Annotated in this window: 13 protein-coding genes; 12 read left to right on the top strand and 1 reads right to left on the bottom strand. The window is 68.6% G+C overall.

Annotated elements, in window-relative coordinates; all coding sequences use genetic code 11:
* The first annotated feature begins 23 nt into the window (after positions 1-23).
* The 6 genes from argS to scpB all read left to right on the top strand — a co-directional run bounded on the left by argS (position 24) and on the right by scpB (position 6363).
* On the top strand, positions 24-1799 hold the full coding sequence (gene argS, locus GGD82_RS03995; protein WP_150060907.1) for an arginine--tRNA ligase: 1776 nt from the start codon (positions 24-26) through the stop codon (positions 1797-1799).
* A gap of 71 nt (positions 1800-1870) precedes the next feature.
* Positions 1871-2965, top strand: coding sequence for an SPOR domain-containing protein (locus GGD82_RS21350; RefSeq protein WP_221240712.1), 1095 nt, complete (start codon positions 1871-1873; stop codon positions 2963-2965).
* Complete coding sequence (nagZ, locus tag GGD82_RS03985; protein WP_246163692.1) at positions 2958-3974, top strand: beta-N-acetylhexosaminidase; 1017 nt, start codon at positions 2958-2960, stop codon at positions 3972-3974. Before GGD82_RS21350 ends, nagZ begins: the two co-directional genes overlap by 8 nt.
* The gene (locus GGD82_RS03980; RefSeq protein WP_150060910.1) at positions 3971-4651 is read left to right on the top strand and encodes a site-2 protease family protein; all 681 of its coding nucleotides are present in this window, start codon (positions 3971-3973) and stop codon (positions 4649-4651) included. Before nagZ ends, GGD82_RS03980 begins: the two co-directional genes overlap by 4 nt.
* Before the next feature lie 163 nt (positions 4652-4814).
* The gene (locus GGD82_RS03975) at positions 4815-5666 is read left to right on the top strand and encodes a segregation and condensation protein A (RefSeq protein ID WP_150060911.1); all 852 of its coding nucleotides are present in this window, start codon (positions 4815-4817) and stop codon (positions 5664-5666) included.
* A gap of 76 nt (positions 5667-5742) precedes the next feature.
* Complete coding sequence (scpB, locus tag GGD82_RS03970) at positions 5743-6363, top strand: SMC-Scp complex subunit ScpB (RefSeq protein WP_246163715.1); 621 nt, start codon at positions 5743-5745, stop codon at positions 6361-6363.
* A gap of 39 nt (positions 6364-6402) precedes the next feature.
* On the opposite strand, the gene GGD82_RS03965 is transcribed toward scpB, so the two are convergent.
* Complete coding sequence (locus GGD82_RS03965; RefSeq protein WP_150060913.1) at positions 6403-7380, bottom strand: NADPH:quinone oxidoreductase family protein; 978 nt, start codon at positions 7378-7380, stop codon at positions 6403-6405.
* Positions 7381-7547: 167 nt separating this feature from the next.
* Between GGD82_RS03965 and GGD82_RS03960 the strand changes: the two genes are divergently transcribed.
* From GGD82_RS03960 to GGD82_RS03935, 6 genes are all read left to right on the top strand, one after another.
* Positions 7548-8165, top strand: coding sequence for an RNA methyltransferase (locus tag GGD82_RS03960; RefSeq protein ID WP_150060914.1), 618 nt, complete (start codon positions 7548-7550; stop codon positions 8163-8165).
* Positions 8166-8476: 311 nt separating this feature from the next.
* The gene (locus GGD82_RS03955; RefSeq protein ID WP_150060915.1) at positions 8477-9001 is read left to right on the top strand and encodes an invasion associated locus B family protein; all 525 of its coding nucleotides are present in this window, start codon (positions 8477-8479) and stop codon (positions 8999-9001) included.
* Between the two features lie 154 nt (positions 9002-9155).
* Complete coding sequence (locus GGD82_RS03950) at positions 9156-10427, top strand: NAD(P)/FAD-dependent oxidoreductase (protein ID WP_150060916.1); 1272 nt, start codon at positions 9156-9158, stop codon at positions 10425-10427.
* Positions 10428-10688: 261 nt separating this feature from the next.
* Entirely contained in the window at positions 10689-11090 is a 402-nt protein-coding gene (locus tag GGD82_RS03945) for a hypothetical protein (protein WP_221240711.1), read from the top strand.
* A gap of 289 nt (positions 11091-11379) precedes the next feature.
* A complete protein-coding gene (gene tssH / locus GGD82_RS03940; protein WP_150060918.1) occupies positions 11380-14115 on the top strand; it encodes a type VI secretion system ATPase TssH in 2736 nt (911 codons plus the stop codon).
* Positions 14116-14276: 161 nt separating this feature from the next.
* Positions 14277-14750 carry an Hcp family type VI secretion system effector gene (locus GGD82_RS03935; RefSeq protein ID WP_150060919.1) on the top strand — a complete coding sequence of 158 codons (474 nt, stop codon included), beginning with the start codon at positions 14277-14279 and terminating at the stop codon, positions 14748-14750.
* Positions 14751-14894 lie beyond the last annotated feature (144 nt).

The following is a 14894-nucleotide window of genomic DNA, read 5'->3' as shown; positions in this document are numbered from 1 at the left end:
CGCCCGAACGGAATGATGAACCCATGAATATTTTCACCGCCTATAAGGATATCGTGCTGGCGCAGGTCGCCGCCCTGGTGGAAGAGGGCGTTCTGCCCGGGGCGCCGGATGTGTCCCGCGTGACGGTCGAGCCGCCGCGCGACCCCGCACACGGCGACATGGCGACCAACGCGGCGATGGTGCTGGCGAAGCCGGCGGGGTTGAAGCCGCGCGACCTTGCCGAGCGGCTGGCCGCGAAACTGGGCAAGGCGGCGGGCGTCGTCGAAGCGACGGTGGCCGGTCCCGGATTCATCAACCTGCGTCTGGCCCGCGCGATCTGGCTTGACTGTTTGCGCGACTGCCTGAGCGCCGGTCGGGCCTACGGCGACAGCCGGATGGGCGACCGCCGCCGGGTGAACGTGGAGTTCGTCTCGGCCAATCCGACCGGCCCGATGCACGTGGGCCACGCGCGCGGCGCCGTGGTCGGCGACGCCCTGGCCGCCCTGCTGGAAAAGGCCGGGTATCGGGTGACCCGGGAGTACTACATCAACGATGCCGGGTCTCAAGTGGATGCGCTGGCCCGGGCCGTGCACGCCCGCTACCGGCAGGCCCTTGGTCGCCTGTCCGACGAGGACATTGCCGGTATGCTGGCGCGCAAGGAGCTGGAGTACGGCGGGGACTACCTCGTGCCGGCCGGTCAGGCGCTGGCGGATCGCTTCGGGGACACCTACGCCGACGCGCCGGAGGCTGAGTGGCTGGCGCCGGTCCGGGATGCGGCCGTGGACATGATGCTCGACATGATTCGCGATGATCTTCAGGCGCTCGGGGTTGTGTTCGACGTGTTCAGCAGCGAGCGGGCGCTGGTCCAGGCCGGGCGGGTCGACTCGACGCTGGCTTGGCTGGACGAGCAGGGCCTGATCTACACCGGCGTGCTGGAGCCGCCCAAGGGCAAGGCGCCCGAGGACTGGGAGGCGCGCCCCCAGACGCTGTTCCGGGCGACTGATTTCGGCGACGACGTGGACCGCCCGGTGCGGAAGTCGGACGGCGCCTGGACCTACTTCGCCGGCGACATGGCATACCACCGCGACAAGGTGGAGCGCGGGTTCAACGACCTCATCAATGTGCTTGGCGCCGATCACGGCGGCTACGTCAAGCGCCTTCAGGCCGTGGTGAAGGCGGTGTCCGGCGGCCAGGCGACCCTCGACGTCAAGCTGTGCCAGCTCGTCAAGCTGCTCGATAACGGCGAGCCGGTGAAGATGTCCAAGCGCGCCGGAACCTTCGTGACCCTGCGGGATGTGGTGGACCGCGTCGGCAAGGACGTCGTGCGCTTCATCATGCTGACGCGCAAGAACGACGCCGCGCTCGACTTCGATTTCGCCAAGGTGACGGAGCAGAGCCGCGACAACCCGGTGTGGTACGTCCAGTACGCCCATGCCCGGGCCTGCTCCGTGTTGCGTCACGCCGGTGAGATGTTCCCCGGCCGGGACCTGAGCCCGGCCGCACTCGCGGGCGGTGCTCTGGAGCGCCTGGAGGCGCCGGAGGAACTGGAGGTGGTGCGCGTGCTGGCGAGCTGGCCGCGCCTGATCGAAAGCGCGGCGGAGGCCCACGAGCCGCACCGCGTGGCCTACTATCTCGCCGATGTGGCGGCGGCGTTCCACGGACTGTGGACCCGGGGCAAGGACGATACAGAGCTGCGATTCCTCGTTCCGGACGACGAACGGCTGTCCCTGGCCCGTCTGGCGCTTGTCCAGGGTGTGGCGACGGTGCTAGCCTCTGGGTTGCACGTCTTTGGCGTTCAGCCTGTTGAGGAACTACGCTGATGCCTGGAATCAAGAGGGCGCGCGGTGACGGACGAGAGGAACCGGTCGCCCTCGGGGACGAGATCTTTGGCATGATGGGATCCGAGGGCCGACGCGACCCGTTCGAGGAGCCGCCACCGTCGCGCGAGCCGGTGGACCGGGAGCCGGTCGACTTCGACTTTGATCTGGACGACGACGACCTGGTGGCGGAACCCCGCGCCCGGCAGCGCGACGGCCTGCCGTACGTCGGTCTGCTCGGCGGGCTGGCGGCGCTGGTGGTCGTCGCGGGCGGCCTGTGGTTGGTGTTCGCTCCGTCCAGCGACGACACGGTGACGATGCCCTCCGGAGGGTCGTCTGTTGCGGTTCTGGAGCCGATGCCGTCCGACGGCGCCGCTTCGGGGGCTGCGTCTGGGACGGCGGACGGACCGGAACTTCCGGTGGTCCGGGCGGAAGACTCGCCCTATCGCGAGGCGCCGGAGTCCCCGGGCGGCATGCAGGTCGAAAACAAGGATAAGCTGATCTACGGGCGGCTCGACGGCGAGGGTGAAGCGGGCGAGGGCGCCGGTGTGGAGGAACTGCTGCCGGCTCCGGCGCGTCCTCAGCCGCCGCCGCAGCCGGATCCGAAGCCCGAGCTGGCACCGCAGCGGTCCGAGGGCGCGCCGGATGCTGTGCCTGGGGCGCCGCCGATGCCGGGCGGTGCGGGGGACGTGGCGGAAGAAGCTCCCGGGGGGACGTCCGAGAATGGTGGCGTGCCCGCGCCCTTCTTGCCGGAGACACCGGAATCCGAAAGCGCAGAGCCGGAAGCTGCACCCGAACCCCCTCCGGCACCGGCGGCCCCCGCGGTGCCTTCGGTTACGGAGCGTCCGCCGGCGCCGCCACCGGCTCCGGCCGCGCCCGAACCCCAACCCGAACCGGAAAACGTGGCTGCGACGGCCCAGCAGGGGCCGCAGGTGCAGTTGGCCGCGTTCCGCGAACGATCCCTGGCCGAGCGGCAATGGGCGCAGCTCAAAGCTGCGCATCCGGACCTCCTGGGGTCGGTTCCGCACGTGATCGTGTTCGCGGATCTGGGGGATCGGGGGCAGTTTTATCGCCTGCGCGCGGGACCGCTTGGAAGCGCCGATGCGGCCCAGTCCCTGTGCCAGGCTCTCAAGTTGCGGGATGTGGAGTGCCTGATTGTCCGTGAGTGATGCGCCTCTGGCGGCCATCCTGGGCTGTGCCGGACTGCGTCCGACCCGGGAAGAATGTGCCCTGTTTGCGGATGTTCGTCCGCTTGGCTTTATCCTGTTCGGCCGAAACGTCGATTCGCCCTCCCAGGTCGCCGATCTGGTTGGAGAGTTGCGCGCGAGCGCCGGCCGCCCCGATGCCATGGTCCTGATCGATCAGGAAGGCGGGCGGGTCCGCCGCCTCGGCCCCCCGCATTGGCGGGCCGCGCCGCCCCAGGGCGTGTTCGGTGCCCTGTATGACCGCGACCCCGCGCTGGGCCGTGAGGCGGTGCGCCTGAACACGCGCCTGCTCGCACAGGATCTTCTTGCCCTGGGCATCGATGTGGACTGTCTGCCGCTGGCGGACGTACGCCACCCCGATGGGCACGACATCATCGGCGACCGATCCTATGGGTCCGCGCCGGAGGTCGTGGCCGATCTGGGGCGCGTGTGCGTCGACGCCCTGCTGGAAAGCGGGGTCCTGCCGGTGATCAAGCACCTGCCGGGCCACGGCCGGGCGCTGGCCGATTCGCACAAGCATCTGCCCGTCGTGCCGGCCAGCCGGGCGGACCTGGAAGCGGTCGATTTCTCGCCTTTCCGGGCCCTGAAGGACGTCGTGATGGGCATGACGGCGCATGTGGTCTACAGCGCCATTGACCCCGATCGCGCCGCGACGCTCTCGCCGATTGTGGTGAAGGAGATCATCCGGACCCATATTGGCTTCGATGGCTTGCTGGTGACCGATGACCTGTCGATGAAGGCCCTGAACGGCGACTTCACCGCCCGCGCGCGGCAGTCGCTGGAGGCGGGGTGTGACGTCGTGCTGCACTGCAACGGGGATTGGGACGAGATGCGGGCCGTCGTCGCCGGCTGTCGCCCGCTGGACGCGGCCGGTCTGGACCGCGTCGCCCGGGCGCGGGCCGTACAGCAAGGGCCCGCTCCGTTTGACGCGGCGGCGGCCGCCGCCCGTCTGGAGGACCTGCTCGCACCATGAGCCCCGAAATCATTGTTGCTGCGACTACCTGGATTCTGCCGGTTCTTCTCGCCATTACGCTGCACGAGGCCGCGCATGGCTGGGCCGCCTGGAAGCTGGGCGACGACACCGCCTACCGTTTGGGCCGGGTGTCGGCCAATCCGATCCGCCACGTCGATCCGATCGGAACCGTCGTGCTGCCGGGCATGCTGTTCCTCTCCGGGGCGCCGTTCCTGTTCGGCTGGGCCAAGCCGGTGCCCGTGAACTTCGGCCGGTTGCGCCAGCCGCGCCGGGGCATGGTTTTGGTTGCGGCGGCGGGCCCGGCCAGCAATCTGCTCATGGCCTTCGGGGCGGCGCTGCTGCTTCATCTGGTGCCGTACACGCCGGAGGTCATGGGCGAGTGGACGTGGCGCACGCTGAACAACATGATTCTGTTGAATGTGTTGCTTGCGGTCGTGAACATGATTCCATTGCCACCGCTCGACGGTGGGCGCGTCGCCGTTGGTATTCTGCCGCGCCCTCTGGCGTTGCCGCTGGCGCGTATGGAGCGGTTCGGATTTGTGATCCTGATCGGCGGCTTGCTGGTGCTGCCGTTCCTGCTGCGTGAGTTCGGAATCGGGTTCGACCCATTCCGGGCCGTGCTGCTGCCGGTGGTGGCCTGGGTCGATCAGTTGATCGCGACGATCGCGTTTCTGTAGAGCAGATTCCGAGCGATCGGAACCGGATTGCGACGACCATTTGCCCAAATATTAATACTATAGAGCGGTTTGCTTGATCCGGACGTCGTGTAACGCGCGCCAGGCGACGCCAGCACTCCCGCTCGGAACGACGCGGACCTGACTTCCACCGGCGAGGAGCGCGATGACCGGGCCGACCCCGCGACAGGACGCACCGCCCCCCGGGGATCCACCGCCGTTCGCCGACGATGGCGAGCGTGCTCCGTCGGTGCCCGACGCGCTGGTGGTGAACCTGGACGGCTTCGACGGCCCGCTGGATGTTCTGCTCGCCCTGGCGCGGGACCAGAAGGTCGATCTGGCGCGCCTGTCCATTCTGCATCTGGCCGAGCAATACTTGGCGTTCGTCCGCGCGGCGCGGGAGCGTCACCTGGACCTCGCGGCCGACTATCTGGTCATGGCCGCGTGGCTGGCGTTCCTGAAGTCGCGCTTGCTGCTGCCGGTGCCGCAGGCCGATGATGAACCCAGCGGCGCCGAAATGGCCGCCGCGCTGCACTTCCAGCTTCAGCGGCTGGAGGCGATGCGCACCGCCGGCCGCGCGCTCATGGAGCGGCCCCGCCTGGGGCGGGACACGCTGGTGCGGGGGGCGCCGGAGGCCGTGTCCGTCATTCACCACACGGTCTTTGATGTGACCTTGCACGACCTGCTGCGGGCCTATGCCGACCTGCACCGGCGGTCGCAAAACACGGCGCTGTCGGTGGAACCGTTCGACCTGTACTCGGTCGAGCAGGCGCTGGCCCGGCTGAACGGCCTATTGGGTACGACGGTGGAGTGGACCGCGCTGCTTCGGTTCCTGCCAAAGGATCTGGCGTCGGGCCTGGGGGATGGGCTGCTCCGCCGCTCCGCCATCGGTGCGACCTTTGTGGCCACGCTGGAATTGGCGCGGCAGGGCAAGGCGGAGGTGCGCCAGGACGGGGGGCCGTTCTCTCCCCTGTACGTGCGTCGCCGGGATCCGGAGGATGACGATGGCGGCGAATGACGAGACCGGCGGTGTGCTGGACGGAGCCGACGCGGCGCCGGTGGCGCCGGAGGTTGAGGCGTTTCAGGTCCGGCGCATGGCGGAAGCGATCCTGTTCGCGGCCGCCGAACCCCTCACCGAGAAGGCTCTGGCCGCGCGCCTGCCGGCCGGTACGGATGTGCGGGCGGTTCTGGCGGCGCTGGCCGCGCATTACGACGCGCGCGGTGTGCACCTCGTACGCCGAGGGGCGACCTGGGCGTTCCGCACCGCCCCGGATCTCGCCGAGATCCTGACGACGGAGGCGATCGAGCCGAAAAAGCTCTCCCGCGCGGCGGTCGAGACGCTGGCCATCGTGGCCTATCACCAGCCGGTGACACGGGCGGAGATTGAGGAAATTCGGGGCGTCGCGGTCTCCAAGGGCACCCTCGACGTGCTGCTGGAGGCGGGGTGGATTCGGCCCCGGGGCCGGCGGCAGACACCGGGGCGGCCGCTCACCTGGGGCACGGCCGACGCGTTTCTGGACCACTTCGGCCTGGAAAGTCTCAAGGACCTGCCGGGGATCGAGGAGATGCGCGCGGCCGGACTGTTGGACGCCCGGCCGGCCATTGCCGCCTATGGCGCGCGGGCGCGGGATGACGCTCCACTGCCGGACACGGATGCGGACGCGGACGGGGAGGGCGCTGTGCCCGAGCCGCTGGATCCGGACGACGGCGCCTGAACGACGGCCCTTAACCGCCGCCACCGTCACGCCGGCCCGTCAGGCCATTCGCAGCACCGCCTTGCCGGTCACGCGCCGGGCCACCAGGGCATCGATGGCGGAAACGACGTCCTCCAGCGCGAACTCCGCCGAGACACGGGGCCGCAGCATGCCGGTGTCGTGCCACGCCACCAGCGCGGCCATGCAGGCCCGCACCCGCTCCGGCGCGATGCGGAGGTAGGCGCCCCAATAGAACCCGATGACCGTCTGGTTCTTGACCAGAAGTCGATTCGCCGGGATTTGTGGAACCGTACCGCTGGCGAACCCGATGGCCAGCAGCCGCCCGTCCGGCGCGGTGCACCGCAGGGAGGCGTCGAAGACGGGGCCGCCGACCGGGTCGTAGACCACGTCGGCGCCGCGTCCGTCGGTGAGGGCCAGCACGCGCGCCCGGATGTCCTCGGTCCGGGCGTCGATGCCATGATCGGCGCCATGCTCCGCGGCCACCGCGAGCTTTTCAGGCCCGCTGGCCGTGGCGATCACGGTGGCGCCCCCGGCCTTGGCGCACTCCACGGCCGTAAGTCCGACACCCCCGGCAGCGCCATGGATCAGCACGACCTCGCCGGGCTGAAGACGGGCCCGGTCGAACAGGCCGAAGTGCGCGGTGCCGTAGGCGATGGGGAAGGCGGCGCCGACCGCCGGGCTCATGCCGTCGCCCAGCGGCCAGACCGAGGCCTCGGGGACCACGGCCTCCTCGGCGAAGGCGCCGTGGGCCGGCATGGCCATCACCCGGTCGCCGACCGCGACGGCGGTCACGCCGTCGGCGACCTCCGTCACCGTGCCGGCGAGTTCGAAGCCGGGCACGAAGGGCGGCGTGGGTTTTTCCTGATACTGACCGGCGGTGATGAGGCTGTCCGCGAAGTTCAGGCCGGCGTGGCTGACCCGGATTCGAACGCCGCCCGAGATCATCGGCGGTGGCGGGATGTCCTCGACGCGCAGATCTCGGTGGGACGTGTAGGCATGACAGACGGCGGCGCGCATGGGGGGGCTCCATCGGATCGGGGGTGGCGGATCGGGTCGGGTGAGCGGGCGGCCTTGATTGCCACGGCGGGATCGGCATGATGCCCGACTTTGCGACGCCACCAAACCGCAACGCGGTGGCACGACGATGTCGCACCGTGAGGTCGCACGAACATAGGGATACGGTCATGCGCGGGTACTTTGGCATCGGGGTCGACGGGGTGAGCAAGGCCTACAACGTGGGCAGTGTGTTCCGGTCCGCCCATGCGTTCGGGGCCGGCTTCGTGTTTACCGTCGCGGCGCAATACGAACGGCCGCGGGGGCATGCCACGGACACGTCGGACAGCGTGGGGCAGGTGCCGTTCTACACGTTTCCGAACGCGGCCTCGCTGGTCCTGCCGGAAGGCTGCAAGCTGGTCGGGATCGAGCTGTTCGAGGACTCCATCGAACTGCCGTCGTTCCAGCATCCGCTGCGCGCGGCCTATATTTTGGGGGCGGAGCGGTTCGGTCTGTCGCCCGAGGTGGCGGCGCGGTGCGATTATGTGGTCAAGATCCCAACGCGCTTTTCGCTCAATCTGGGGCTTGCGGGGGCACTGGTGATGTATGATCGCGTCATCAGCCGGGGCCGGTTTGCGCCCCGCCCGGTGGCGGAGGGCGGGCCGGCTGCGCCGCTGGCCGAGCATGTGCACGGCGGGCCGACGTTTCGGACCATGCAGGCGTACCGTGCGCCGGCCCCGGTGGCCGAACTGGCGGAAACCGAGCAATTGGACCGCGAGGGCCGGTCGCGACGTCCGAAGGCAGGGTAAGCGCACTCTGCCACGACTCTGCCACATCTTCACGCAAGGTATGGCGTCGAACGCGGTCCGCGACCGGCGGCCTCGGTGGTCGCCGTTCAAGGGTTGATCCCGGCGGTGCCACGGGGCACAGTCGGGGCGCGCGGGTCGAGGGTGCCAGATCAACGGCGGCATGCCGACGGGCGGGTTGCGACCCCGCGCCGGGGGCATCCGTAAGGCCACCTCCGGTCCACACGAATGTTTCCGTTTCCCCATTTGCGTCCGTCCCGGTGGCACCCGGAGCGGGCGGTTTTGGGGCCGTCCATCCAGGAGGATCGACAGCGATGAAGGTTTCCACGCGCGGTCTGCCCGCTCTCGCGCTGCTGGCGGGCGTCGCCCTGGCGATGTTGCATACCCCGGCCGTAGCGCAAGAGGTCAAGACGATCGGCAAGTTCCGGGACTGGACCGCCTATACCCATGACGAGGGCGGCAACACGGTGTGCTACGTCGCGACCCGTCCGGAAAAGGAAGAGGGCAACTACACGCGCCGGGATGAGGTCTTTGCGATCGTCAGTCATCGCCCGGCCGAGGGCGCGCGCAACGTGGTGAGCTTCATCGCCGGCTATCCGTACAAAGACGGCAGCGAAGTCAGCGTGAGCATCGACGGCCGTAACAGCTTCACGCTGTTCACGCACGGCGACGCCGCCTGGGCCTATGACGAGGACGACACCAAGCTGGTCACGGCGATGAAGGCCGGCGGCCGCATGGTGGTCAAGGGCACGTCGTCGCGTGGCACAGTGACCACGGACACCTATTCGCTTATGGGCTTCACCAACGCGCACGAGGCGATCTCGAACGCCTGCCCGTGAGCCTGAGACTCGCCGCTTTCCGCTTGAGCCCGGTCTTGGCCGTCCCGACGCGCGGCTTTGCGCGCGCCTGGACGTGGAACCGCGCGGTGATGTCGGACCGCGCCCGACCGCCCCTTGAGCCAGCTCTTTCAGCCCCTTGAGATCGCCAAACACCATGCCCTCGCAGACCACCGCCGCGCCTGATGGGTCGTTCGCTTCGCCGGTGGTCGTCGTGGGGGCTGGGATCGTTGGGGTGGCCAGCGCCTTGCACTTGTGTCGGTTGGGGTATCCGGTGGTGCTGGTCGATCGGGAAGGGCCGGCGGCCGGAGCCTCCTACGGCAACGGCGGCATCCTGGCGCGCTGCTCCATCCTGCCCGTCGCGACCCCCGGCCTGTGGCGTGACGCGCCGCGCATGCTTCTGTCGCGGGACGGGCCGCTGTTCCTGCGCTGGGCGGCGTTGCCGCGTCTGTTGCCTTGGCTGATCCGCTTTATGGCGACGGCGACCCCCGCCCGGTTGGACGCCGCGGTGCGTGCGTTGGCCCCGTTGCTGCTGGACAGCCTGGACCAGCACCAGGCGCTGGCCGAGGGAACCGACGCCGCTCCATTCATTCGCCCCACGGACTACGTCTTTCTCTATCGTGATCGTGCGGCGTATGAGCGCGATTGTCTGACGTGGACGCATCGGCACGCGGCGGGCCTCACGTGGCGGGAGTTGGAGGGCGAGGCCCTGCGGGCGCTGGAACCTGACCTGTCGCCCATGGCCCGGCGTTTCGGCGTGGCGATGCCGGACCACGCGGTCATCACCGATCCGGGCGCCTATGTGGAGGCTCTGGCGGAGGCCGTCGTGGCGGCCGGCGGGCGTTTCGAGCGGGCTATGGTGCGGGCGTTGGAGCCGGATGAAACCGGGGTGACGGTCCGGACGGAGGGAGCGGACCTGCGGGCCTCCCACGTGGTTTTGGCGACCGGGGCATGGTCGGATCGACTGGCGCGGCCGTTGGGGGCCACAGTCCGCCTGGCGGCTGAACGGGGCTATCACCTTGAACTGGCGGCCGCCGAGGGCGGACCGCGTCACCCGCTGATGGACGCGGCCCGCAAGATGGTGCTGGTGCCGATGGAGGGCCGACTGCGCGCCGCCGGTCTGGTCGAGTTCGCCGATCTGGAGGCCCCGGCCGCATCGGGGCCTACGACCGTGCTGAATCGCGGCGTGGCCGAACTGTTCCCGGGGCTGCGCCACCAGGGAACGTCCACTTGGATGGGGCCGCGCCCACCGCCCACGGACAGTGTCCCTGTGATCGGTGCCTTGCCCGGCGCGCGGCGGGTGATCGCCGCCTACGGCCACCAGCACATCGGGCTGACCGCCGGTGCGGCGACCGGTCGGCTGGTCGCGGACCTCGTGGCCGGGCGGCATCCCAACATCGATCTGTCGGCCTATCGGCCGGATCGGTAATCACATCATCCCAGTGTGACGGGTTGACGGCATGCGACCCATCCCGGCTTAATTTCGCGCGGACGGACGTCGCCGCCGTCCGCTGTCTTGCCGGGAGGAGCTGACGTTTTGGGGGGCTGTGATGTGTCGCGCCGCGATCCCAGCACGCCGGTGCGCCCTTGGGAGGCGCGACGTCGTGGCGCCCGGTGTAAGCCGCTTGGGCTTGCACGGGCCGTCGGCGTGCTGTTTGTCGGCGGAAGCCTGAGTGCTCCGACGGCGGTTTTGGCCGCTCCCGAAACCACCCCGGCCGTCCGGGCCGGCACCCGCGCTGCATTGGCCTGGGCCGTTCCCTACTTCCAGAACCAGCATGTGTGTTCTACGGCGCAGGTCACCGGTGTGGCGGCGCGGGCGTCGTCTCTTGTGGTTCGGTTGGATATCGATCCGCGTTGGGCCCGCGATCTGGCCGGCATGGCCGACGATTTGCGCGGCGCATGGTTCGCTTTGCACTGTCCTTTCGTGCGCGAACCGGTCTGGCGTCTCTTGCCGGAGGAGGGCGACATCGTTATCGAGACAGCGGCGGCCCCCCTCGGCTGGATGCAGTGGAGCTGCCGACACGCGGCGCCGGTCGACGCGGACGGGCGCCAAAGCGCTGGTGAAGGGCGATCGTTGACCCCGGTACGCTGAAACCAGAGCGGACGGTTCCGCTCGAAGTTAAGGCGAATCTATGAGAATATCCGAGTCGCCGAGTAGGCTAGTGGTCCGGTCCGGTGATACTCTGCGCTGGTCAGGTGAGTTTCTGGAACGGCCGTGTGTTCCGGGTTCAGGAGAGGGCATTCCGTCGTCCGGAATCACGCCATACCGTGTTGGTGTCCGGGGCATAGGTCCGTTGCCGGTTCCTCCGGCGACGGGCGGGATGGCCCCAGCGGAGATGAACTAAGATCCGAAAGATCGGACAACAATAAAGGACCACGCGATGTCGGCTGTCGATCTCAACGCCCTTCTGTCCAAGCTCCACCCGCAGGCGCGGCGCGCGCTGGAAGAGGCCGTTGCCATAGCGGTGTCGCGGTCTCACTTTAATGTTGAAATTGAGCATTGGCTGCAGCGCATGCTCGACGACGCCAACGGCGACGTCCAAACCATTTTGCGGCAGTTCGATGTGGACGTCGGGGCGGTCTCGACCGCGCTCAACCGGGTTGTGGATGGCCTGAAGACCGGCAATGCGCGGACCCCGGGCCTGTCCCCGCAGATTATCGAGGCGGCGCGGGAGGCGTGGAACATTGCCTCGCTGCGGTTCGGCGCGCCGCAGGTGCGCACCGGGCATGTGCTGCTCGCGGTGCTGGAGCGCGATACGCTCTCGGCGACGGTGCTCAATTCCGTGCCCCCGCTGAAGGGCGTATCCCTCGAGGCGCTGACGAACACGCTGCCCGAAGTGTGTGCCGGTTCGTCGGAGGATCAGCAGGGCTCGGCGGCCAACCTTGGCGGCGGCGTCGGCGGCGAGGGGGGCGGGTCGAGCGGTCCGGTGCCGAAAGGCGGCGCCCTGGATCAGTTCACCATTGATCTGACCCAGCGCGCGCGGGACGGTGCGATCGACCCCGTGCTGGGCCGGGATCAGGAAATTCGCCAGATCATCGATATCCTGACGCGCCGCCGGCAGAACAACCCGATCCTGACCGGTGAGGCGGGTGTGGGTAAGACGGCGGTCGTGGAGGGCTTCGCCCTGCGCGTGGCCGCCGGGGACGTACCGCCGTCGATCAAGCCCGTCGTCGTGCGCACTCTGGACCTGGGCCTGCTTCAGGCCGGGGCCGGTATGCGCGGGGAGTTCGAAAACCGTCTGAAGTCGGTGATCGAGGAGGTGCGGGCCTCCACGCAGCCGATCATCCTGTTCATCGACGAGGCCCATACGCTGATCGGCGCGGGTGGCTCGGCGGGGCAGGGCGACGCCGCCAACCTGCTGAAGCCGGCGCTGGCGCGCGGCGAACTGCGCACCATCGCGGCCACCACCTGGGCCGAGTACAAGAAGTACTTCGAGCGTGACGCGGCGTTGGCGCGGCGGTTCCAGGTCGTGAAGGTGGAGGAGCCGAACGAGGTCGTGGCCGTGCAGATGATGCGCGGGCTGGTCGACACCCTGGAGCAGCATCACGGTGTTCGCATCCTGGACGAGGCCGTGGTGGAGTCCGTCCGCCTGTCCCACCGTTACATCAGCGGGCGCCAGCTTCCCGACAAATCCGTCAGCCTGCTGGATACGGCCTGCGCGCGCGTGTCCCTGAGCCAGCACGCCACGCCGTCCCAGGTGGAGGACCTCCGCCGCCGGATCGAGAGCCTGGACACCGCGATTCGCATCGCGGAGCGGGAAGCGCAGGTGGAAAAGGCGCGCCAGGTCGACGCGGACGACATGCGCGCGACTCGCGATGCCTGCGCGGCCGATCTGGCCGCTTTGGACGCCCGGTGGCAGCAGGAACTCGACCTCGTTGGAGAGATCCGCGACCTGCGCGGCCGGCTGGAGGCCGCCCACGGAACCGACCGCGCCACGGCGGGATCCGGGTCGCCCCCGGAGGCTGAGGGAGCGGTTTTGCCCTCCGACGCACGGACGCCCGCCGCGCCGACGGAGGAGGATGTGGCCGGCCTGCGCAGCGAGATCGAGGAAAAAAGCGTCGCCCTGGCCGCTCTACAGGGCGAGGATCCGCTGCTTCAGGCCGTGGTGGACGGTCAGGCCGTCGCCGCCGTGGTCGGCGCCTGGACCGGGATACCGGTCGGGCGCATGGTCTCCAACGAAATCAACACCATCCTCAATCTCCAGACGGAGATGGGCAAGCGGATCCTCGGGCAGGACACGGCGCTGGAGGTGGTGTCCGAGGCGGTCATGTCGGGTCGGGCCCGCCTGTCCGACCCGCGCAAGCCGCTGGCGGTGTTCATGCTGGTCGGCACCAGCGGCGTCGGCAAGACCGAGACGGCGCTAACGCTCGCCGAGCTGCTGTATGGCGGCGAGCAGAACATGACCATCATCAACATGTCCGAGTTCAAGGAAGAGCATAAAGTCTCTCTGCTGATGGGCTCGCCGCCCGGGTATGTGGGATACGGCGAGGGTGGGGTCCTGACCGAAGCCGTGCGCCGCAAACCCTATTCGGTCGTGCTGCTCGACGAGATGGAAAAGGCGCATCCCGGCGTGCAGGACATCTTCTATCAGGTGTTCGACAAGGGCATGCTGAAGGACGGCGAAGGCCGCGACATTGATTTCAAGAACACCGTCATCATCATGACTTCCAATGCGGGGACCGACACCATCCACGCCTTGTGCGACGATCCAGAGACCATGCCGGACTCGGATGGACTGTACGATGCGCTGCGCCCGGAGTTGCTGAAGGTCTTCAAGCCCGCGTTCCTGGGCCGTGTGACGGTGGTTCCGTATTTCCCGCTGCCGACCGAGATCATCAAGGGTATCGTCCGGTTGCAGATCGGGCGGGTAAAGGATCGCGTGCGCGACGCCTACAAGGCGGAGTTGGATGTGGACGAGGCCGTCATCGATCTGATCGCGACCCGGGCTACCGAGGTCGAGTCCGGCGCCCGTGTCATCGACCGTATCCTGACGCGCAACGTTTTGCCTGATCTGGCCGCCCGCATCCTGACCCGGATGGCGAACGGCGAGCCCGTCACCCGGGCCAGTCTGCGGGCCGGAGAGGGCGACAGCATCCTGTGCGCGGTGGAGGCGTGACGCCGACCACCGCTCAGGACACGCCGCGAATCCCGAACGGGTACCGCCAGGGTCGGGCGGAACCCGGACGCGGCGGGCGTTCCTCCTTCGGGAAGAGATGTTAAAGAGAGGACGCGTACGCTAGCAACTCCAACTCGTCGAACTTATCAGGGAGCTGGGCCATGGCCATTTATGTGAAGTACGGCAATATCAAAGGCAACGCGACGCAGCAGGACCACAAGGACTGGCTGGATGTCGACAGCGTGCAGTGGGGCGTCGGACGTGCCATCAGCACGCCGACCGGCTCGTCCCAGAACCGCGAGGCGTCCGAGCCGCAGATCTCGGAAGTGACGGTGACCCAGACGATGGACGTCGGCTCCGTGTCGTTGTTCCAAGAAGCCTGCACCGGGCACGACGGCAAGGAGTGCCTGATCCATCTGGTGTCCACCGGCAAACCCGGCCGCACCTACGCCGAGTTCAAGCTCACCAACACGCTCGTCAGCGCGTACAGCATGTCGTCGGGCGGCGACCGCCCGGTGGAGTCGGTTTCGTTCAACTTCACCAAGATGGAATACAAGCACATTTCTTACGATGAAAAGGGCAAGGGGACCCCGGCGACCGCTTGGTACGATCTGGCGACCACGAAGGGCGGCTGATCCCGGTTCCCATCGGGTCCGGGGCGGCGTTGGCGGCGTGTCCGTCGGCGGCGTCGCTCCGCCCGGTTCGTTCGCCACTCCCATGAGTGCGCCACCCCATGGGGGGCTCGATGGGGGAAACGGCGTGATGGGGGAGACGGGACG

The sequence above is a fragment of the Roseospira marina genome (assembly GCF_014197855.1).
In the GTDB taxonomy this organism is placed as follows: domain Bacteria; phylum Pseudomonadota; class Alphaproteobacteria; order Rhodospirillales; family Rhodospirillaceae; genus Rhodospira; species Rhodospira marina.
The sequence above is the reverse complement of the archived record's forward strand: the minus strand, read 5'-3'. Positions and strand labels throughout refer to the sequence as shown.